Consider the following 20,823-nt stretch of genomic DNA (forward strand, 5'->3'; position numbering starts at 1 on the left):
CACCGGTTGCAGCTTGTCGAGGAAGCGGTTGAACCAGCCCGTCAGCTGGCCCAGTTCGTCCTGGCGGGCGTAGTCCAGGCGACGGGTCAGGTCACCTTCGCCGCTGGCGATGTCTTCCAGGCGCGCGGCCACGGCGAGGATAGGGCGGGTAACGCCACGTGCGGTCAGCCATACCAGCAGCAGGCCGATGATCGCCGCGCCCAGGCCGATCAGCAGGCTGGTCAGGTTGGCGCTCTGGTTATGGGTGTCCAGGCGCTGGTTGAGGGCGAGTGCGGGCGCTTGCAGCACCGCTTCGGGCAGTTCCAGTTGCACTTGCCAGGGCGTGGCGTCAGGGATCGGCGCAAACGGCCGTGTCACGCGCAGCAGGCCCTGATCCACTTCCTTGTCCAGTGGCTGGCCCAGCCTGCTGGCGTCACGGCTGTACCCGGCAAGCAGGCCGGCAGCGCTGACGATGCTGACCTGGCCCTGGCCGTCGAACAGTTCCTGGCGGCCATCCAGGCTCAGTTGCTGGAGGTTGTTCAGGCCGATGTCCAGGCCGACCACGCCCACGACCTTGCCGTTATCCAGCAGCGGCAAAGCGATGCTGGTCATCAGCACCTGATGACCATTGACCTCGTCAAGGTAGGGCTCGAGCACGCAGGCCCTGGCAGTTTCCTGCGGGCAGGTCAGCCAGCGGTTCTTGGCCAGGCCGTTGGTGCCGGGGCTGTTGTCGCCCAACATCGACTCTGGCATCGCTTCCAGTTCCAGGGTGCCTGGGCTGGGCTGCGACCAGTACAGCGAGAAGCGTCCGCTTGCGTTGCTGCCGCTGTTCTCCTGGCCGATGAACTGGCTATCCTGGTGGTCCAGCGCATTGGGCTGGAACACCAGGTACAGGCCGATCACGTCCGGGTTGCCGGCAAGGCTGGCGTGGGCTTGGCGGGTCAGTTCGGCGCGCAGGTCGCTGCCGCCCTTGGTCTTGAGCACCTGGACCAGGCGGGCGAACCCGTTGCCGTACTGGTAGGCGTCCATGAAATAGCGCTGGATGCGCAACGCCTGGGTCTCGGCGTGGGCCTGCAGGCGCAGGCGCGCGCTGTGTTCGAGCATTTCGGTATTGGCCTGGTTGACCAACGCTGCGCTACGCCGTGATTGAGCCAGTGAGCTGGCGACCAGCAAGGCGACGATGGCCAGCAAGCAAAGGCCGGCGAGCAGGGTGATCTTCCATTGAATGGAGAGGCGGCGCAGCGGCATCTGGGCATTCCTTTTCGAACAAGAACAACGCCCGCGTTCAGGCGCGGGCGTTGTTGGTGGCTAGTGTCATTCAGCGACGTAGTTCGGTGGTGCGACACGGAAGGCTTTGGTCAGCCAGGCCAGGTGTATCAGCCCCGCGACTGCCCACAGGCCGCCGAATATCAACGAATGTTCGTTGAGGTCAAGCCAGAGCTTGGCGATGATGCAGAAGCCGATGGTTGGCAGGATCAGGTACTTCATCTTGTTGGCCAGCCCCTGGCGATTGCCCTCGCGCAGGTAGCAGTGGCTGATCACCGACAGGTTGACGAAGCTGAACGCTACCAGCGCGCCGAAGTTGATGATCGAGGTGGCGGTGACCAGGTCGAAGAAGATCGCCGAGAGGGCAATCACGCCGACCACGGCAATGTTCACTACCGGAGTCTTGTAGCGCGGATGCAGGCGGGCGAACACGCCGCTCGGGATCACATTGTCGCGGCCCATCACGTACAACAGGCGCGATACGCTGGTCTGCGAAGCCAGGCCCGAGGCGATGGTGTTGATCACCGTGCAGGCGATGAAGATCGACTGGAACAGCTTGCCACCGACGTACAGGGCGATTTCCGGCAGTGCCGCTTCTGGGTCATGGAAGCGAGCGTTGGTCGGGAAGTACGCCTGCATGAAGTACGACACACCGATGAACACGACGCCACCGATCAGGGCGGTGAGGAAGATCGCACGCGGAATGATCTTGCCCGGATCCTTGGTTTCTTCGGACAGGCAAGTCACTGCGTCAAAGCCCAGGAACGAGAAGCACAGGATGGTTGCGCCGGCTGCCAGGGCGCTGAGCTGCGTCTGCGAGTCGGCGAAAGGTGTCAGGCTCCAGGTGGTCCCCAGCCCTTCGCCCTGGTCCAGCCCGCGTACGCACAGGTAGATGAACACCGACATGATCATCAGCTGCACGATCACGAACAGCAGGTTGAAATGCGCGACCAGGTTGATGCTGCGCATGTTGATCAGGCTGATCAGGGTGACGAAGCCGGCCACCCACATCCACGCTGGCACCTCGGGGAACATGGCCGAGAGGTAGAGCTTGGCCAGCAGCGCGTTGACCATGGGCAGCAACAGGTAATCAAGCAGCGAAGACCAGCCGACCAGGAAACCCACGTGCGGGTTGATGGCGCGTTGGGTATAGGTATAGGCGGAGCCGGACTGCGGGAAGCGGCGTACCAGTGTGCCGTAACTCACGGCGGTGAACAGGACGCCGGCCAGGGCCAGCAGGTAGGCGCTGGGAACGTGGCCAGAGGTAATGCCGGACACGATGCCGAAAGTGTCGAACACGGTCATTGGCGTGAGGTACGCCAGTCCGATGATGACTACGTGCCAGAGGCGCAGGGATTTACGGAATTGGCCGTTGCCGGTGGCGTTGTGGTCATGCTGCATGCTGGTGTGGCTCCATGTTGTTCACCTTTTTTGTTCGGAGCAGAGATAGGCGCGTGCTAGGCGCCGACGTCAGGCTGGCAGTGCCTTGGCGAGGAGGTTGAAGCGTGCGGGCAGGGGCATCCGAGCATCATGACGGCGCGACTTTTTCTTCTTCGTGGATCGGGCGCTGGGCGAGGTGGTGAAAATAAAAAACGATTGGTAGGGAGGCGTCAAGTTAAACATGACAAGATGTTGCGAAATTGAAATATTTATCGGTTAAACGGCCTGTATGTTCGGTTTTTGCGCGGTTTTTTGCGGTTTCGATCGACTTGAATGTCCGTAAAAATTAACAAGTCTGAAGTTGAGAGCAGGCTTGTCGGATGCTTCCTAATCATAGGATTTCGTCACCGCAGCCATCACCTGACCAGGCGCCGGGTGATATTCTTCGGCCCTTGTGCGGCTATCGCCGCGAACCTGCCCATATGGACATCGATCGGTTCTATTCATGAAGAAATCAGTAGGCATCCTTTCCGGCCTGGCCATCGCCATTGCCGTCGTCACTACCGCTGGCGCCTGGTACACCGGCAAGCAGTTGCCTGCGGAGCTGGACAACGCCGTCAGCCGCAGCAACGAGCAGCTCAAGAAGGCCCTGGTCAACTATGGCGGCAGCATGACTGTCGAACTGGTCTCGCTCGATCAGCATTTCTTCAGCAGCACGGCGCAGTACCGGCTCAAGGCCAAGGACATCAATCTTGGCCATGGCGAAGTGGTCAGTTTCGACCTTGGCATGACCGACCAGATAGAGCATGGCCCGTTCCCCTGGTCGCGGGTCAAGGCACTGAAGCTGATGCCGGTGCTGGCCGCGAGCAACAGCAGCCTGCAGAAGGACGACCTCACCGCGCCGTGGTTCGCTGCTGCAGGCGGGCAGTCGCCGATCAGCGCGCACACCAGCCTGGGCTTCTCGGGCAACGTCGACAGCAACATCACTGTGGCGCCGCTCAAGCACACCGAGGCCAACGGCAGCACCCTGGACTTCTCGGGCATGTCGCTGGAAGTCAGCGGTGACCAGGAAGGCAAGGCGTCGAAGTTCCATGGCAGCGCGGATCGTTTCGAAATCAAGTTGGTCGGCGAGGATCATCCGCCGGCCACTTTCGAACTGTCGGGCCTGAAGGTCGGCGGCAACCTGGCAGCCAGCAAGCATGACGCCGTGTACGTCGGCAACGTCGACCTGCTGCTGGCCGAGGCCAAAGCGACCTTGGGGGCCAAGCAACAGGTGCTGGTGCTCAAGGGCCTTGAACAGAACGTCCTGCAGACACTGGATGGCCCGGACACTGTGGGTGGCCGCGTGGATTACCGAGTGGCAGACATCACCTGGGACGGCCGTGCGGTTGGCAACGCGCAGATGGGTGTGAGCATCAAGTCGCTCAACGCGCCGGCCTTGCAGTCGCTGTCCAAGTGGTACCAGGCCCACCTGCCCGAGTTCGAGGCGGCGCAGGCTGCGGGCCAGCCGGTGCCGGAAATCCAGATGGACGAGGCGGAAAAAGCCAGGTTCCACGGCGATCTGCAGCAGTTGCTGGCTTCCAGGCCCAAGCTGGCCATCGAGAACCTGGCGTTCCGCACTGCCAATGGCGAGAGCCGTTTCGATCTGTCGATGGATTTCGCCAGTCCCGCCTCGTTCGACCTGCCGCCTGACCAGTTGAGCAAGCAGCTGATCACCGAGGTGAAGAGCAAGCTGTCGTTGTCCAAGCCGATGATCGGTGACCTGGCGACGTTGCAGGCGCTGCTGGAGGGGCAGACCGATGCCCAGGTGATTGCCGCGCAATCGAGCCAGGCCGGGGAGATGGTCGGCATGATGGCGCTGCAGAGCGGCATGGCCACCGTACAGGGCAACGATGTTGTGTCGAGCCTGCACTATGCCGACGGCATGGTCGATTTCAACGGCAAGAAGATGACCGTCGAACAGTTCGCCATGCTGTTGGCGGCGCACTTTGCCGCGATGCAGCCGCAGGGCTGACGCCAACCTGGTGTTGGCCTCTTCGCGGCTGAAGCCGCTCCCACAGGTAAAACGCTGCTCTCAGGTCCAGTGCTGATCCTGTGGGAGCGGCTGAAGCCGCTCCTACGGGTAAAACGCTGCTCTCAGGTCCAGTGCTGACCCTGTGGGAGCGGCTGAAGCCGCTCCTACAGGTAAAACGCTGCTCTCAGGTCCAGTGCTGACCCTGTGGGAGCGGCTGAAGCCGCTCCTACGGGTAAAACGCTGCTCTCAGGTCCAGTGCTGATCCTGTGGGAGCGGCTTTAGCCGCGAAGAGGCCGGTACAGGCACTACAAAAACCGCTTTTGAATTCCCTTGATTGTCTGTAGCCTTCGGCGTCCGATAATAATCCGCGCCCGCAGAGGGCCGTGGCGGTGTACCTGCCGTCCGGCACCCTTAGCCGATCTGCCAGGGCCGGGTGATACACTCGATTTGACGCGCACGCGCGCCTGCAGGTCCAGCGATCATGACCCAGATTTCCGAACGCCTGTTGGTTCAGGCCCACCTTGACGCCAAGCAGCCGAACCCGCTGACTGCCGAGCAGGAGGCCGAATACCGTGCGGCCATCGCTGCCGAGCTGAAAGCGCAGAATGCCGTGCTGGTGGCTCACTACTACTGCGACCCGGTCATTCAGGCGTTGGCCGAAGAGACCGGCGGTTGCGTATCCGATTCACTTGAAATGGCCCGGTTCGGCAAGAACCACCCGGCCGAGACGGTGATCGTCGCCGGTGTGCGTTTCATGGGCGAAACCGCCAAGATTCTCACCCCGGAAAAGCGCGTGCTGATGCCGACCCTGGAGGCCACCTGCTCGCTCGACCTGGGCTGCCCGGTCGAGGAGTTCTCGGCCTTCTGCGACCAGCACCCGGAGCGTACCGTGGTGGTTTACGCCAACACCTCCGCTGCCGTGAAGGCGCGGGCTGATTGGGTGGTGACGTCGAGCTGCGCGCTGGAAATCGTCGAAAGCCTGATGGACAACGGTGAGACCATCATCTGGGGGCCGGACCAGCACCTGGGTCGCTACATCCAGAAGCAGACGGGTGCCGACATGCTGCTGTGGGACGGTGCCTGCATCGTTCACGAAGAGTTCAAGTCACGCCAGCTGGCCGACATGAAGGCGCTGTATCCGGATGCCGCCATTCTGGTGCACCCAGAGTCGCCGGAAGCGGTGATCGAACTGGCCGACGCGGTGGGCTCCACCAGCCAGCTGATCAAGGCGGCGCAGACCCTGCCCAACAAGACCTTCATCGTCGCTACCGACCGCGGCATCTTCTACAAGATGCAGCAGCTTTGCCCGGACAAGGCATTCGTCGAAGCGCCAACCGCTGGTAACGGCGCGGCGTGCCGCAGCTGCGCACACTGCCCGTGGATGGCGATGAATACCCTGGAGCGCGTGCTGCACTGCCTGCGTAACGGCGGCGATGAGATTTTCGTCGATCCGGCGCTGGTGCCAAAGGCGATCAAGCCGTTGAACCGTATGCTGGATTTTACCCAGGCAGCTCGCCTGAAACTCTCCGGTAACGCCTGACGCAAGACCGCGTTGCTTTCTTCGCGGGTAAACCCGCTCCCACAAGAAGCGCAAAGATCTTGAAAGCTGAGCAGTTTCTATGGGAGCGGGTTTACCCGCGAAAAGGCCGTCAGCGCCCCATCATTTCCATAACCATGCGCTTCTGCTCCATGATCTCGCGCTGGCGCTGGTCGATCTGCGATGCCAGCGGGAAGTTGCCGCCAGCCCGGCGCTTGGCGTAATCCAGCTGCTGGATCGCCTGGTCGAAATCCCCCACCAGGGTAAAGTATTCCGCGCGCGCCCGGTGCAGGCCGATGGTGTTGCCCGACAACCCGCGCACTTCAGCCATGTCGTACCAGACGTCCGGGTCATCCGGTCGGCTCTTGAGCAGGTCGTCCAGCACCTTCTCGGCCTCGGCCGGCTTGTTCTGTTTCACCAGCAGGTCGGCACGCACCTGTTTCAGTGGGTAGTTGCCGGGGTAAAGCCCCTGCATGCGCTCGGCGCGCTGCTGCGCGTCGGCCAGGCGGTTGTTGGTGATATCCAGGTCGATCTGAGCGAGGTTGTAGGTGATGTCGTTGGGCGCCTTGGCCAGCAATGGCTTGAGGTTTTCCCGCGCTTCGTTGAGCTGGCCGCCCTTGATCTGCGCCAAGGCCAGGCCGTAGCGCGCAGCGTCCAGTTTCGGGTCTTCGTCGAGCTGGGCGCGGAAGCGCTTGGCCGCAAGGCCTGGAGTGCCCTCGTAGGTGAGTGCAACGCGGGCGCGAATCAGCTGGTAGCGCTGGCTGTCCTCGACGCCGCCCTTGGGCGCCTGTTCGGCGCGGTTGCGGGTGTCGGCGATACGCGATTCGGTTACCGGGTGAGTCAGGAGGAATTCTGGCGGTTTGGCATCGTAGCGGTACTGGCGCGCCAGGCGTTCGAACATGGTTGGCATATTGCGCGGATCGTAGCCGGCCTTTTCCAGGTTCTGGATACCGACGCGGTCAGCCTCCTGCTCGTTCTGCCGCGAGAAGCGCCGTTGTTCCTGAATAGCCGCAGCCTGGGTGCCGGCGATCATGCCGATGCCGGCATCGCCTGCGCCCCCGGCCGCCAGCACGATACCGGCCAGCAGGGCAGCCATCATTGGCAGTTGCATGCGCTGCTGCGCCTCGACGCCTCGGGCGAAGTGGCGTTGCGACAAGTGCGCCAGCTCGTGCGCCAGCACCGAGGCGTACTCGCCTTCAGTCTGGGCATTGAGGAACAGGCCACCGTTGACGCCGACGATACCACCAGGGGCGGCGAAGGCGTTGAGCTCGCGGCTGTCGATCAGGATGAATTCCAGGCGCCGGTCTTGCAGTTGGCTGGTTTCGGCCAGGCGGTAGACGGTGGTTTCGACGTAGTCCTTGAGCTGCGGGTCGTTGAGCTGGTTGACCTGGCCGCGCAGCAGGCTCAGCCAGGCGCGACCGAGGTCGTGCTCTTGTTTCGGCGAGACGATCGCGGAGCTGGCATCGCCCAGTGACGGCAGGTCGTCGGCATGGCCAGGAAGGGCCATCAGGCAGGCCAGCGCCAGCAGGGTGGGGCGCAGTAGATTCATGCAGAAGCTCGCGTCGGTCGAAAAGCCTTACTGTAGCCGGGTCGCGCGGAGCCGACCAGAGGCGGTATGCTACCGGGCTTTGCCCAAGACTGTCCGCCCCGCCCTGGAGACGCGCCCGATGAGTGACACCCTGACCTGCGACGCCGAACTCGACGCCAGCGGGCTGAATTGCCCACTGCCGCTGCTGAAGGCGAAGATGGAGCTCAACCGCCTGGCCAGCGGGGCGGTACTCAAGGTTATCGCCACTGATGCCGGTTCGCAGCGCGACTTCCGCACTTTCGCCCAGCTTGCCGGTCATACCCTGCTGCATGAAACGGCCGAGGCCGGTACCTACACCTACTGGCTACGCAAGGCCTGACCCACCCCAAGGATCGTCAATGTTCAAAGTGCTTCGCGACTGGATAGAGCGCTACTTCTCCGATGAGGAAGCAGTGGTGCTGGCGGTCCTGCTGTTCCTGGCTTTCACCGCAGTGCTCACCCTCGGCGGCATGCTCGCGCCGGTGCTGGCGGGCATGGTCCTGGCGTTCCTGATGCAGGGCCTGGTCAACGCCCTGGAGCGCGTGCGGGTGCCGACCCGGCTGGCGGTAATGCTGGTGTTTGCCCTGTTCATGGGGGCGCTGGCGGTGTTCATGCTGGTGCTGGTGCCGCTGCTTTGGCATCAGCTGATCACGTTGTTCAACGAACTGCCGGGGATGCTTGGCAAATGGCAGTCGCTGTTGCTGCTGCTGCCCGAGCGGTATCCGCACCTGGTGTCGGACGAGCAGGTGCTGCATGCGATCGAGTCGGTACGGGGCGAAATCGGCAAGTTCGGCCAATGGGCGCTGACCTTTTCGCTGTCGAGCTTGCCACTGCTGGTCAATGCGATGATCTACCTGGTGCTGGTGCCGATCCTGGTGTTCTTCTTCCTCAAGGACCGTGAGTTGATCGGGCGCTGGGTCAGTGGCTACCTGCCGCGCCAGCGTACCTTGCTGAGCCGGGTAGGCAGCGAGATGAACCGCCAGATCGCCAACTACATTCGCGGCAAGGGCATCGAGATACTGATCTGCGGGATAGCCACCTACATCGCCTTCATCAGCCTGGGGCTCAATTACGCCGCGCTGCTGGCGCTTCTGGTGGGGTTGTCGGTGGTGGTGCCCTACGTGGGCGCTGTGGTGGTGACCGTGCCGGTGACGCTGATCGCGCTGTTCCAGTGGGGGTGGGGCGACCAGTTCATCTTCCTGATGACGGTGTACGCGATCATCCAGGCGCTGGATGGCAACGTGCTGGTGCCGCTGCTGTTCTCCGAGGCGGTGAGCCTGCACCCGGTGGCGATCATCTGCGCGGTGTTGCTGTTTGGTGGGCTGTGGGGGTTCTGGGGGATCTTCTTTGCGATCCCGCTGGCGACCTTGATCAAGGCCGTCCTGGATGCCTGGCCGCGGCAGGAGCCGAGCGTTTCACCGATGCTTTGAAGGTAACTGGGGCCGCTTTGCGGCCCCAATCAATCTCAAGCCTTGTTCAGGGCCTGGGCAGCAGCCAATACGGCATCCACATGCCCCGGCACCTTCACGCCACGCCATTCCTGGCGCAGCACACCGTCCTTGTCGATCAGGAAGGTGCTGCGGTCGACGCCCATGTATTCCTTGCCGTACAGCTTCTTCAGCTTGATCACGTCGAACAGCTGGCACAGGGCCTCGTCCTTGTCGCTGATCAGCTCGAACGGAAAACCTTGCTTGGCCTTGAAGTTCTCGTGCGACTTGATGCCATCGCGCGACACACCGAATACCACGGTGTTGGCGGCGGTAAAGGCGTCATGCTGGTCGCGGAAGCCCTGGCCTTCGGTGGTACAGCCCGGGGTGCTGTCCTTCGGGTAGAAGTACACCACCACCTGCTGGCCCTTGAGTTCGGCCAGGCTGACAGTCTGGCCGCCGGTGGCCTGGGCCTGGAAGTCGGCGACGGGTTGGTCGAGTGCTACAGCCATGGTCGGTTTCCTTACATGGGGTTTTGTGGGCGCCACGGCTCGATCAGGGCATCGAGGTTCAGGGCGTCGGCGAAGTCCAGGAACTGGTCACGCAGCCAGCTGATCTGGGTGCCGGCCGGCAGGATCACGGTGAACTGGGCATTGAGCATGCTGCTGCCGGTCTGCGGCGCCAGGTAGGTGTCGCAGGTCATGGCTTCGAGCTCGACGCGGTGGTCGAGGAAGAACTGGCACAGCTCGTTGATGATGTCCGGGCGGTAGGCGGCGCTGACGTAGGCCACGTAGGGCAGGGCTTGCGGGCGCACTTCCTGGTCGGCGCTGCGCACCACGTCGAGGGTCAGGCCGTGTTTCTTGCCCAGGCCCGGCAGCATGGCTTCGAGGCGAGCCAGGGCATCCCAGCTGCCGCCCACCTGCAGCACCAGGGCGCTGGTCTCGCCGTGGCGGCTCAGGCGCGAGGTGACCACCGCGCAGCGGTTTTCGAAGGCGGCGCGGCTGAGGACGTTGGCCAGCTCCATGGGATTGGGGCCCAGGGCGCTGATGACAAGGAATTGTTCGCGGACGGTGGGGGTGGACATGCAGCATTCCTAAAGCGATGAGCGGTCGGTGCAGGACGGGCGAAAGCCTCCTGTCGGCAGGGCCCGGGGCTCGCATGCGCGGACGTGGACGCTGGCCGGGGAGCAAGGTCGACGGCCCGGCGGGCCGCGCTGCACCGATCAAAGGGTCAAGGGTAGCGAAATAAGGCGCCGAGGGGAATGCTCCGCCCGCCTGCTTCGCTTGTGCAAGGTCGATGCCCCCAGTACCATTACCGCTCTCTTTTTCCGGCAGGAGCAGTTACATGATTGCGGGCAGTATGGTGGCGTTGGTCACACCCATGGATGCACAAGGGCGTCTGGACTGGGTCAGCCTCGACAAACTTGTAGACTTCCACCTGGAAAACGGCACCCACGCGATCGTCGCAGTCGGCACCACCGGTGAGTCGGCCACGCTGGATGTCGAAGAGCACATCCTGGTCATCAAGCACGTGGTCGAGCGCGTCAAGCGCAGCAACAAGCCGATCCCGGTGATCGCCGGCACCGGTGCGAACTCCACCACCGAAGCCGTGCACCTGACCCAGAACGCCAAGAATGCCGGCGCCGACGCTTGCCTGCTGGTCGTGCCGTACTACAACAAGCCGACCCAGGAAGGCCTGTACCAGCACTTCAAGCACATCGCCGAAGCCGTCGACATTCCGCAGATCCTCTACAACGTGCCTGGCCGCACCTCCTGCGACATGCAGGCCGAGACCGTGATCCGCCTGTCGAAGGTCAAGAACATCATCGGCATCAAGGAAGCCACCGGCGACCTGGCCCGCGCCAAGGCCATCCTTGACGGCGTCGACAAGGACTTCATCGTCATGTCTGGCGACGACCCGACCGCTGTCGAGCTGATCCTGATGGGCGGCAAGGGCAACATCTCGGTCACCGCCAACGTCGCCCCGCGCGAAATGGCCGACCTGTGCGAGGCCGCCCTTGAGGGCAATGCCGAGAAGGCCCGCGCAATCAACGAAAAACTCATGCCGCTGCACAAAGACCTGTTCTGCGAAGCCAACCCGATCCCTGTGAAGTGGGCGCTGGTGGAAATGGGCCTGATGCACAAAGGCATTCGCCTGCCACTGACCTGGCTGAGCGAAGGTTGCCACGAAAAAGTCCGTACTGCCTTGCGCCAGTCCGGCGTACTGGTTTAAGAGGAAGTACACCGCATGAAGCGACTGGCTGGTCTTTCCGCGCTCGCCCTTATCATTTCCAGCACCAGTGGGTGTGGCTGGCTGTGGGGCGAGGATGGCTATTTCCGCGACCGCGGCAGCGATTACCTGCAGGCGCACCCGACTGCGCCGATGCAACTGCCGCCGGACGCCGGCAACGTCAAGCGCCTTGACCCGTTGCTGCCGATCCCGCGCAATGTCGCTGACGATCGTGCCTCTGGCGAGTTCGAAGTGCCGCGCCCGCAACCCTTGACCGCCGGTGCCGAAGCCAGCGACTACACCCTGCAGCGCAGCGGCAGCAGCCGCTGGGTACTGGCCCAGCACTCGCCGGCCGAAGTGTGGCCGGTGGCTCACCAGTTCTTCGAGGACAATGGCTTCCGCATTGCTGAAGAGCGCCCGCAGACGGGTGAATTCAACACCACCTGGCAGCGTTTCGACGAACTGTCGGCATCCCTCGGTCAGCGCCTGTCGAGCACTGCCAGCAGTGGCGACAGCGAAGTGCGTGTGCGTGTTCGCATCGAGCCCGGCGTACAACGCAACACCTCCGAGGTGTACATCGTCAGCGTCGAACGCCCGGCCGGCAGCACTGCCGACACTGCGTTCCCGTCCACTTCGGCCAACACCGGCGCTGACGCGCTGCTGGTCGACGAAATGCTGGCCAGCATGAGCCGTAGCGCCGAGAAGGGCGGTTCGGTTTCGCTGCTGGCTGCACGCGACTTCGACGCCCCTAGCCGGGTAAGCCTGAGCGAAGACGGCAGCGGTAACCCCGTGCTGTTCCTCGGCTCGGACCTGGACCGTGCCTGGTCCGGCGTGGGCCGTGCCCTGGAGCAGGGGGGCGAGTGGCGTGTCGAGGACATCAACCGCAGCCTGGGCCTGTACTACATCAACCTGTCGGAAAAGCCTGAAGACAAGCAGAACGAGCCTGGCTTCTTCAGCCGCATGTTCGGCAGCGCACCGACCAAGGAAGAACGTGAAGCCCGTGCCGAGCGTTATCAGGTACGCCTGAGCAAGGTTGGCGAGAGCGTGCAGGTCACCGTCGAGAAGAACATCAACACCGTGGCCCCGGCCGATGTCGCCCGCCGCGTGCTGAGCGCCATTCAGGACCATCTGGGCTAAGTGCGCTTCGCGGTACTCGGAAGCGGCAGCCAGGGAAATGGCACGCTGATCGCCAGTGGTGACACGTTCATCCTGGTCGATTGCGGCTTTTCCCTGCGCGAAACCGAGCGGCGCCTGGCGCTGCTCGGGGTGTCGGCGGCACAACTGAGCGCCGTGCTGGTGACCCACGAACATGCCGACCACGTGCATGGGGTGGGGTTGCTGTCGCGGCGCTACAATGTACCGGTCTATCTCAGCCAAGGCACGTTGCGCGGCATGCGCAAGCCGGTGGAGGTGACCGGTTTTCTCGCTTGTGGCGAGCGCCTGCAGATCGGCGCCCTGGAAGTGAGTGCGGCACGGGTCGAACACGACGCCTACGAGCCGTTGCAGTATGTGTTCAGTGACGGTCGCCGACGTTTCGGCATGCTCACCGACCTGGGCTCGTATGATGCGCTGCTGCTTGAACGCTATCAGGGCCTGGACGCACTGCTGATTGAAGCCAACCACTGCCGCGACCTGCTCGCGCGCGGTCACTACCCGGCCTTCCTGAAGCAGCGGGTCGGTGGCATGCAAGGGCATTTGAACAACCACCAGGCCGCGCGCCTGGTGCAAGAGTTGGGCTGGAACAACCTGCAACACCTGGTGCTGGCCCACCTCAGCAGCAAGAACAACCTGCCACATTTGGCCCGCCAGTGCTTCGTCGACACCCTCGGGTGCGACCCGGACTGGCTCCAGGTGGCGAATCAGGAACACGGGCTCGACTGGCGCGAAATCGCCTAGCCCAACACCTCAGCAAGCGGAGCCCAATCATGGAAAAACGCGACGAACTCTACCGCGGCAAGGCCAAATCGGTTTACAAGACCGACGACGCCGACCGCTTGATCCTGCTGTTCCGTAACGACACTTCGGCGTTCGACGGCAAGCGTATCGAACAGCTCGACCGCAAAGGCATGGTGAACAACAAGTTCAACGCCTTCATCATGCAGAAGCTCGAAGAAGCCGGCGTGCCGACTCAGTTCGACAAGCTGCTGGGCGACAACGAGTGCCTGGTGAAGAAGCTGGACATGATTCCGGTCGAGTGCGTGGTGCGCAACTACGCCGCCGGCAGCCTGGTCAAGCGCCTGGGCGTGGAGGAGGGCATCAAGCTGGAGCCGTCCACCTTCGAACTGTTCCTGAAGAACGACGAGAAGGGTGACCCGTTCATCAACGAATCCCACGTTGTCGCGTTCGGCTGGGGTACCGCCGAGCAACTGGTCGAAATGAAGAAGCTGTCGCTGAAAGTCAACGAAGTGCTGAGCAAGCTGTTCGACGACGCCGGCCTGCTGCTGGTCGACTTCAAGCTGGAGTTCGGTGTGTTCCACGGTCAGATCGTCCTGGGTGACGAGTTCAGCCCGGACGGCTGCCGCCTGTGGGACAAAGAGACCCGCAAGAAGATGGACAAGGACCGCTTCCGCCAGGGTCTGGGCGACGTGATTGAAGCCTACGAAGAAGTTGCCAAGCGCCTGGGCGTGCCGCTGTAAGGCGCCCGCTCACGCAAGCGCCTGATACCACGTGATTTTTTTTGAAAAAAGGTTTGCCTTTTAAAGATTCGCTGGTATGATGCGCGGCATTGGAGAGATGCCGGAGTGGTCGAACGGGACGGATTCGAAATCCGTTGTACTGGCAACAGTACCTAGGGTTCAAATCCCTATCTCTCCGCCATACGCGAAGTAGCCGAAGCCCCCGAAAACGTTGAGTTTTCGGGGGCTTCGTCGTTTCCGGGGTATCAGTCAGGGAAAATTCAGGGCAGCACCTTTTATTGTCTGGTCGCCCTCCATGGCTGCACCTGAATCATCTCGATGTCGATACTGGCAAATCGCTATTTCCCCTGTCATGTCTTGCCCCTACAATCGGATGCTCTTGCAGTCGGTTGGGTAGTCCAGCCGCATCAGCTAGTCCCAGGGAGAAGGCCTCGATGATCAATTCACCGCTTCAGTTCGGCATTTCCATTTCCGCCGCAGAGCTGGCCGAGCAGGTCGAGATGGCGATGATACCGAGGGCGGTTGATGGTGTCTGGGAGGTGTTGTACCGGGATTATGGATCAGAGGGGGGCGAGAAGCTCTGCGAATTCCTGGAGGGGCGTTTGGGGCGGCTGCAGCGGGCACGTGCTCGTATCGCCCTGATCGATCGGCAAATCAAGCGGTACAGCCTCAACCTGAGCGCATTCGAGATCGCTGGGGCGCTGACCTCGATCGAGTCCCTGTACCACGAATACGAGCAAGCGCTGGACAAGCTTGTTCATGGCATTCATGAGCAGGCGGCTGGCGGGTTGCAAGGTGCGGCCGATCGGATGGTGGCAGTGGGGCGTCTGAATGGCTTGAACAGCCGTGTTGCAGAGGCGCTGGGCAGCGACCTGCTGACCCTGCAGCGCTTGCTATCAAGTGACTACGGCCAGTATTTCCTGCGGCCGTTCCATGAGCAGCAGAGCAGTCGCGACTTCGTTTCTTATTTCTACGCGAGCAAATACTGCTACGCGCGTTTCTTCCTCGCCCAGGTCAAGGCGTTCTTGCTGCTGCATTTGGTTCAGGCCGATCCCTGTTCGCCATTCCGGATCAAGGATGAACTCAGGGCGTTCGAAATCCTGCTGGGGCGCCAAGAGGTGGAAATGACCCGCCAGTTGCCCCAGGAGGTCAAGGCAATGGTCCAAGAGCTGGCGCTGGCGTCCCAGGGTGAACGTGACGCCATCGCGGTATCGTTCCGTTCGGGCTTGGGCGATCATGGCCTGCGCTATGGCGATGATAACGGCGTGCACCTTTCCAACGTGGTTCAGGAGTGGCGGCTGGAGCCCATCGAGCCGCTGGTGTTCAACCCGCATAATGATCACCGTTTCCGGGTCAAGCATGCAGTGTCTGGCCGGATCCTCCAGCTGGACGGCCCGGACGGCGCCATTGGGGTCAAGGATTACAAGGACGCCAAGGGTGGCTGGAAGATCAGCTGGAATGTCTCGCACCGGGTGTTCAACCTGCAATTCAAGGGCGAGGCGAAGGACCGCAACAATGACTTGCGCCTGATTGCCCGCACTGGCCCGAACAAGGCAGCGACCGAGGTCCGCCTGAGCGGCAAACGGGTCAATCACCCGTACGAGAACGAGCAGCAATTCCTTATCGAGCCCTATAACCAGCCTTTCGCCGAGCGCGAACGGCTGCTGGTCGACGAGCACCTGAGGCCGGGGGGCTACCTGACCTCGGAGGCGGGTGCCTATACCTTGCATTACCGGCATGACGGCTCGGTAGAGCTGGTCAAGGGGCGCGATGGCAAGGTGGTATGGTCGGCGGCAGCGGGCCACCCGGTGCCGCCGGAGCGTCTTATGCTCCAGCCCGATGGCAACTTCGTGGCCTATGACATGCAGGGGTCGCCTTACTGGGCCTCCGGCAAATACTTCAAGGACCAGCAAGCCTTGTATCGACGTTCGGTGCTGCGGGTACGCAAAGACGGTCGCGTGGAAATTCGCGTACCTGGGCAGGAGATTTTCTGGATCACCCCGCAGCCATGACGGCACAAGCGGCAGGGGGGCGCGTCATGCTCTTGAAAGCGCCAGCTGGAGCGCTATCTAGTCAGAACGAACCTTGATAGCATCTGGCCACTTCACTGAGGGTCGATTGTGTGACATCGTTCTCTTTTTCCGTATGCCTGACGTTGGCCCTGTGCCTGAGTGCCCCAGCCTCCTGGGCCGGTAACACGCCATGTTCCGGGCGCAAGGGTGGGATCGCCGGTTGCGACGGTGATGCCTTTCTTTGCAATGATGGCTCCCTCAGTGCCTCAAGAAAAAGCTGCACGGCCTATACCGGCAACCGGAGTTCACGGCCCGTGGTGAACGCGTTGCAGGGGGCAAGTAGCGAGTGTGCCTGCGGTTCAGGCACCTTTTGTACCGGGCCGCGAGGTGGCGTCTACTGCCTGACGCCCGGCGGCCAGAAAAGTTATCGCCGCCACTGATCCGAGACGCTCACGTTGTCTGTGAGGCAGCCGATAAGCAGGTTGTAACAATCCATACCTTTACAGGGACGTAGCGAGATGAAGCAGGTTGTCTGGTGGGCGGCGTTGGCGTTGATCAGCGGTGTGGCGCAGGCTGCCAACGCGGGCGATCCTTTGCTTGATAGTGCTAGCGCAACCTCCGCTGCCAGCGAGGTCCGTGGTGTTCTGCGCGCCCGTTCCCAGGCGGTGCTGGCCAGCGAGTTGCCGGGCCGGGTCATTGACATCCCCTATGCCGAGGGGCAGTCGTTCAGCAAAGGCGACGTGCTGGTGCGTTTCGACTGCAGCGCCTACCAGGCCCAGGCCAACGCCTCTGCCGCCGCTGTGCGCGCTGCCCGCGAAGAGTTGCACAACAAGCAGCAACTGGCCGCGCTGAATTCGGTCGGCCGTTTCGAAGTGGCCCTGGCCGAAGCGCGCCAAGCTCAGGCCCAGGCTGAATCGCAGGTCTATCAGGTGCAGGTGCAACGCTGCCAGATCAAGGCACCCTTCGACGGCCAGGTGGTGGCGCGCCGGGTTCAGGCGCACGAAAGCGTGGCCAGCGGCGCGGCACTGCTGGAAATCGTCGACAACCGCTCGCTGGAAATCCATCTGCTGGTACCTTCGCGCTGGCTCGGCAAGCTCAAGCCCGAGCAGGCCTTCAGCTTCGTGCCCGATGAGACTGGCAAGCCTATCGACGCGGTGGTCAAGCGCCTCGGTGCGCGCATTGACGAAGGAAGCCAGACTTTGCTGTTGATCGCTAGCGTACCGGCCAACACTCCGGGCCTGCTGGCCGGCATGAGTGGCACCGCGCAGTTCCCGGAGAGCCAATGAACGCGCCTGTTCCCGGCGCTCTCGAGCAGCTGCTCGCCCACTACCTGAAGCTGGAGCGCCAGGCCCGTGCCGCAGCGTCGCTGGAGGCGTTGTCGTTCAGCATGGTCAACGACAGCCAGCCGCTGTTTGGCTATCGCCACGGCGCGTTGCTGATCACCGGCAAGGCTCGTGCATTGACCGGCATCAGCGTAGTGGAGCCGAACGCCCCGTTCGTGGTGTTCATCGAACGGGTCGCCGCGCGGCTGGCAGCCGGTGCGCGATTCGCGCTGGCCGGGCCGGTACCGCCCGAGGACCTGGATCAGGCCTGCCGTGACGACTGGCAGGCGCTGTCGGCGCCCCATGCGTTCTGGCTGCCATTGAAGGACCGCAATGGCGAGGTGTTCGGTGGCCTGTGGCTGGCCCGCGATATTCCTTGGAGTGACGCCGAGCAGGCCTTGCTGGCGCAACTGGGCGACTGTTACAGCCACGCCTGGTGCGCTCTGCAGCCGGGCAAACCGTGGCGCCTGCGCTGGCCGGCCCGTACCCGCTGGGCCCTGGCCGCTGTGCTATTGATGGCTTTGCTGGTGCCGGTGCGCCAGTCGGTCCTGGCGCCTGCCGAGGTAGCACCGCGCAATGGCCAGGTGGTTGCCGCGCCGCTGGACGGGGTGGTCGCCGAATTCCTGGTCAAGCCCAACCAGGCAGTACAGGCCGGGCAGCTGTTGGTGCGCTTCGATGCCACCACGCTCAAGGCCCAGGCCGACGTCGCCGAACGCACCTTGGGCGTCGCCGAGGCGGAATTGCGGGCCAATAGCCAACGGGCATTTTCCGACGCCGACTCCAGCGCGCGGCTCGATCTGCTGGCGGCCCGGGTCGAGCAGAAGCGCGCCGAGCGCGATTACGCACTTGACCTGCTTGGCCGTAGTGAAGTGCGCGCCGAGCGCAATGGCATTGCGGTGTTCGCCGATGCCCAGCGCTTAATCGGCAAGCCAATGCGCACCGGCGAGCGCCTGATGGAAATCGCCGACCCGGCCCAGGCCGAGCTGCGTGTCGAGTTGCCGGTGGCCGACGCCATCGGCCTGGAGCCAGGCGCCGAGGTCGCGCTGTTCCTCGACAGCGACCCGCTGAACCGCCACGATGCCACCCTGGAGCGCATGGCCTACCAGGCGCAAAGTACGCCGGCCGGGCAATTGGCCTATCGGCTTGATGCCAGCTTCGAGCAAGCGCCGCCGCGTATCGGCTTGCGCGGCACCGCCAAGGTGTTCGGCGCCCGTGCGCCGCTTGCCTTGTACCTGCTGCGCCGGCCCTTGGCGGCCCTGCGCCAGTCGGTGGGCCTGTGAGGCTGCCGGCGCTGCGCCCTGACCTTCAGCTCTCGACGGGTGCGCCGGGGCTTGACGGTTCGCCGCAATGGACCTTGGCCGACCCACTGCGCGGGCGCTACTTCAAGCTTGGCGCGCCAGCCATGCGCCTGCTGCGTCACTGGGAGCAGGGCGATCCGCAGCGGGTGTTGAATGCTGCCAACGCCGAGCCGGGTTTGCCGGTTACCGGGCAGGCGCTGGACGAATTGCTGCGCTTCCTGCGCGGTCATGACCTGATCAGCGCCTTGGATGCCGAGCAACGTGCAAGCTACCCGATCAAGGCCGCGAGCCAGCGCCAGGGCCTATGGGCGCAGGTCTTGCACAAGTACCTGTTCTTTCGAATTCCCCTTTGGCGGCCGGATGCTTTTCTGAACCGTACCTGGCCCTGGCTGGAGCGCCATGGCCCGAACCTGCTGCGCTTCGGTCTGCCAACCGTGCTGCTGCTCGGCCTGTTTCTGGTGATGCGCGACTGGGAGCGTTTTCTTGCCACCTTCCCGCACCTGCTCAGCCTTGGCGGGATGGCGGCGTTCGGCATTGCCCTGGGCTTCGCCAAACTCTGCCATGAGTTCGGCCATGCCTACATGGCCAAGCGCGCCGGTTGCCGGGTGCCGAGCATGGGCTTGGCGTTCATGGTCCTGTTGCCGATGCTCTACACCGATGTCAGCGATGCCTGGCGGGTGCAGGACCGCCGCACCCGCCTGCTGATTGGCGCCGGTGGGGTGCTGGCCGAGCTTTTGCTGGCCTGTATCGCGCTGCTGGCCTGGTCGTTGCTCCCGGATGGGGCAGGGCGCACGGCGGCCTTCATGCTGGCCAGCGCCACCTGGATCACCACGGTGGCGATCAACGTCAACCCGCTGATGCGTTTCGACGGTTACTTCCTGCTCAGTGACTTGTGGGGCGTCGACAATCTGCAAGGGCGGGGCTTCGCCCTTGGCCGCTGGCATCTGCGCGAAACACTGTTCGGCTACGGCGAACCGATGCCCGAGCACTGGCCACCGAAGCTGCGTCGGCGCCTGCTGTGCTGGAGCTACGCTTCGTGGGTCTGGCGCGCGGCGCTGTTCTTCGGTATCGCCCTGGCGGTCTATCACCTGTTTTTCAAGGTGCTCGGCATCTTCCTGATGATGGTCGAACTGGTGTGGTTCATCGGCCTGCCTGTCTGGCGCGAATGGCAGCACTGGTGGCAGCACCGCGAACAGGCCCAGCCGCGCAAGGTGCTTTTGCTGGGTATCGGCCTGGCTGGGTTGCTGGCGCTGTTGATCGTGCCTTGGCGCAGTGGGGTGGAGGTGCCGGCAATGCTCGAAGCTGCGCAGCTCAGCTCCCTGCACGCACCTGCCCCGGCGCGCGTGAGCAAGGTGCTGGTCAAGGATGGGCAAGTGGTGGCTGAAAACCAGTTGCTGGTGGAGCTGGAATCTCCAGACCTGCAGTCGAAGCTGGGTATTACCCGGCGTGAAATCGAAATTCTGCAACTGCAGTTGCGCCGCCAGTCCGGGCGCAGTGCCACTGCGGCGGATAGCGGCATTATCGAGCAGCGGCTGGCCGAGGCCGTAGCCGAGTATCGCGGCCTGGCGGCCCAACGCGATCGGCTGGGTCTGCGCGCGCCCCACGCCGGGGTGGTGCGTGACCTGGCGGACAATCTGGTGCCGGGGCGCTGGGTTGATGTCGACTTGCCGCTGGCCCAGGTGGCAGCGCCAGGCTTGCGCTTGCGCGGCTACCTGGCCGAGGCCGACCTGTGGCGGGTCAAGCCAGGTGCCGCCGGGCATTTCGTTGTCGATGACGTTTTGCAGCCTGCCTTGGCGGTAAGCCTTGCAGAGGTGGACGCCAACGGCGTGTCGTTCATCGATCAGGAAGCACTGGTTTCCGAGCATAAGGGGCCGATCGCCGTGCGCAGGGATGCAGATAAGCGGGCGCAGCCGCTGGAGGCCCAGTATGGCGTGCGTTTCGTGGTCGAAAATGGTGCAGCCGGGCACGTGATGCATCCACAGCGAGGCGTTGTGGTGCTCGATGGCGAAGGCATGTCGCTGCTGGGATCCGCATGGCGACGGTTAGCTGCGTTGGGCGTAAGAGAAAGCGGATTTTAGTAGTGCGGTTGCGAGGCGGCTGCGGTAATCTGCTGTCACTTTGCCATGTAAGTAAGCGCGACAGTCGGCGCAATAAAA

The 20,823-nt window shown here is 63.2% G+C and carries 16 protein-coding genes, 1 tRNA gene and 3 pseudogenes; 15 read left to right on the forward strand and 5 right to left on the reverse strand.

The window, feature by feature from the left end; genetic code table 11:
- Positions 1-18: 18 nt before the first annotated feature.
- Both H040_RS28250 and H040_RS26435 read right to left on the reverse strand, forming a co-directional pair.
- Positions 19-1,227: pseudogene (locus H040_RS28250) on the reverse strand (PDC sensor domain-containing protein); the annotation flags it as partial.
- A gap of 66 nt (positions 1,228-1,293) precedes the next feature.
- Positions 1,294-2,646 (reverse strand): APC family permease, encoded by a 1,353-nt coding sequence (locus H040_RS26435; protein WP_027919945.1) that lies wholly within the window; start codon positions 2,644-2,646, stop codon positions 1,294-1,296.
- A 484-nt stretch (positions 2,647-3,130) separates the two neighbouring features.
- On the opposite strand from H040_RS26435, the gene H040_RS26440 reads away from it, so the two are divergent.
- Positions 3,131-4,639, forward strand: coding sequence for a YdgA family protein (locus tag H040_RS26440; protein WP_027919944.1), 1,509 nt, complete (start codon positions 3,131-3,133; stop codon positions 4,637-4,639).
- 481 nt (positions 4,640-5,120) lie between these two features.
- Positions 5,121-6,179 (forward strand): quinolinate synthase NadA, encoded by a 1,059-nt coding sequence (gene nadA / locus H040_RS26445; RefSeq protein WP_027919943.1) that lies wholly within the window; start codon positions 5,121-5,123, stop codon positions 6,177-6,179.
- Positions 6,180-6,288: 109 nt separating this feature from the next.
- Here the strand turns inward: nadA and H040_RS26450 are convergent, their stop codons facing one another.
- Complete coding sequence (locus H040_RS26450; protein ID WP_027919942.1) at positions 6,289-7,725, reverse strand: M48 family metalloprotease; 1,437 nt, start codon at positions 7,723-7,725, stop codon at positions 6,289-6,291.
- A gap of 118 nt (positions 7,726-7,843) precedes the next feature.
- On the opposite strand from H040_RS26450, the gene H040_RS26455 reads away from it, so the two are divergent.
- Complete coding sequence (locus H040_RS26455; RefSeq protein ID WP_027919941.1) at positions 7,844-8,083, forward strand: sulfurtransferase TusA family protein; 240 nt, start codon at positions 7,844-7,846, stop codon at positions 8,081-8,083.
- Between the two features lie 19 nt (positions 8,084-8,102).
- The gene (locus H040_RS26460) at positions 8,103-9,173 is read left to right on the forward strand and encodes an AI-2E family transporter (RefSeq protein ID WP_027919940.1); all 1,071 of its coding nucleotides are present in this window, start codon (positions 8,103-8,105) and stop codon (positions 9,171-9,173) included.
- Between the two features lie 35 nt (positions 9,174-9,208).
- On the opposite strand, the gene H040_RS26465 is transcribed toward H040_RS26460, so the two are convergent.
- Together H040_RS26465 and H040_RS26470 are read right to left on the reverse strand one after the other, a co-directional pair.
- On the reverse strand, positions 9,209-9,682 hold the full coding sequence (locus H040_RS26465) for a peroxiredoxin (RefSeq protein ID WP_027919939.1): 474 nt from the start codon (positions 9,680-9,682) through the stop codon (positions 9,209-9,211).
- An 11-nt stretch (positions 9,683-9,693) separates the two neighbouring features.
- Positions 9,694-10,254, reverse strand: a complete 561-nt coding sequence (locus H040_RS26470; RefSeq protein WP_013973793.1) for a glycine cleavage system protein R — start codon at positions 10,252-10,254, stop codon at positions 9,694-9,696.
- A gap of 260 nt (positions 10,255-10,514) precedes the next feature.
- Here H040_RS26470 and dapA point away from each other — a divergent pair, with 260 nt between their 5' ends.
- From dapA to H040_RS26520, 11 genes and pseudogenes are all read left to right on the forward strand, one after another.
- A complete protein-coding gene (gene dapA, locus H040_RS26475; RefSeq protein ID WP_027919938.1) occupies positions 10,515-11,402 on the forward strand; it encodes a 4-hydroxy-tetrahydrodipicolinate synthase in 888 nt (295 codons plus the stop codon).
- 15 nt (positions 11,403-11,417) lie between these two features.
- Complete coding sequence (bamC, locus tag H040_RS26480) at positions 11,418-12,536, forward strand: outer membrane protein assembly factor BamC (protein WP_027919937.1); 1,119 nt, start codon at positions 11,418-11,420, stop codon at positions 12,534-12,536.
- On the forward strand, positions 12,537-13,295 hold the full coding sequence (locus H040_RS26485; RefSeq protein WP_027919936.1) for an MBL fold metallo-hydrolase: 759 nt from the start codon (positions 12,537-12,539) through the stop codon (positions 13,293-13,295).
- 29 nt (positions 13,296-13,324) lie between these two features.
- Positions 13,325-14,035, forward strand: coding sequence for a phosphoribosylaminoimidazolesuccinocarboxamide synthase (gene purC / locus H040_RS26490; RefSeq protein ID WP_011535129.1), 711 nt, complete (start codon positions 13,325-13,327; stop codon positions 14,033-14,035).
- Between the two features lie 91 nt (positions 14,036-14,126).
- Positions 14,127-14,216: transfer RNA gene (locus tag H040_RS26495), tRNA-Ser, on the forward strand.
- 253 nt (positions 14,217-14,469) lie between these two features.
- Positions 14,470-16,047: a hypothetical protein gene (locus tag H040_RS26500; RefSeq protein WP_033696462.1), complete on the forward strand. Its 1,578-nt coding sequence runs from the start codon at positions 14,470-14,472 to the stop codon at positions 16,045-16,047.
- Positions 16,048-16,157: 110 nt separating this feature from the next.
- Positions 16,158-16,487 (forward strand): hypothetical protein, encoded by a 330-nt coding sequence (locus tag H040_RS27905; protein ID WP_081784323.1) that lies wholly within the window; start codon positions 16,158-16,160, stop codon positions 16,485-16,487.
- Positions 16,488-16,565: 78 nt separating this feature from the next.
- Entirely contained in the window at positions 16,566-17,333 is a 768-nt protein-coding gene (locus H040_RS26510) for an efflux RND transporter periplasmic adaptor subunit (RefSeq protein ID WP_027919935.1), read from the forward strand.
- Positions 17,330-17,561 (forward strand): annotated as a pseudogene (locus H040_RS28255) (HlyD family secretion protein); the annotation flags it as partial. The gene H040_RS26510 and the pseudogene H040_RS28255, both read left to right, overlap by 4 nt.
- Positions 17,562-17,644: 83 nt before the next feature.
- Positions 17,645-18,649 (forward strand): annotated as a pseudogene (locus tag H040_RS26515) (efflux RND transporter periplasmic adaptor subunit); the annotation flags it as partial.
- Complete coding sequence (locus H040_RS26520; RefSeq protein ID WP_027919933.1) at positions 18,646-20,745, forward strand: efflux RND transporter periplasmic adaptor subunit; 2,100 nt, start codon at positions 18,646-18,648, stop codon at positions 20,743-20,745. The pseudogene H040_RS26515 and the gene H040_RS26520, both read left to right, overlap by 4 nt.
- The last annotated feature ends 78 nt before the right edge of the window (positions 20,746-20,823 follow it).

The sequence above is a fragment of the Pseudomonas sp. URMO17WK12:I7 genome (assembly GCF_003269045.1).
In the GTDB taxonomy this organism is placed as follows: Bacteria; Pseudomonadota; Gammaproteobacteria; order Pseudomonadales; family Pseudomonadaceae; genus Aquipseudomonas; species Aquipseudomonas putida_J.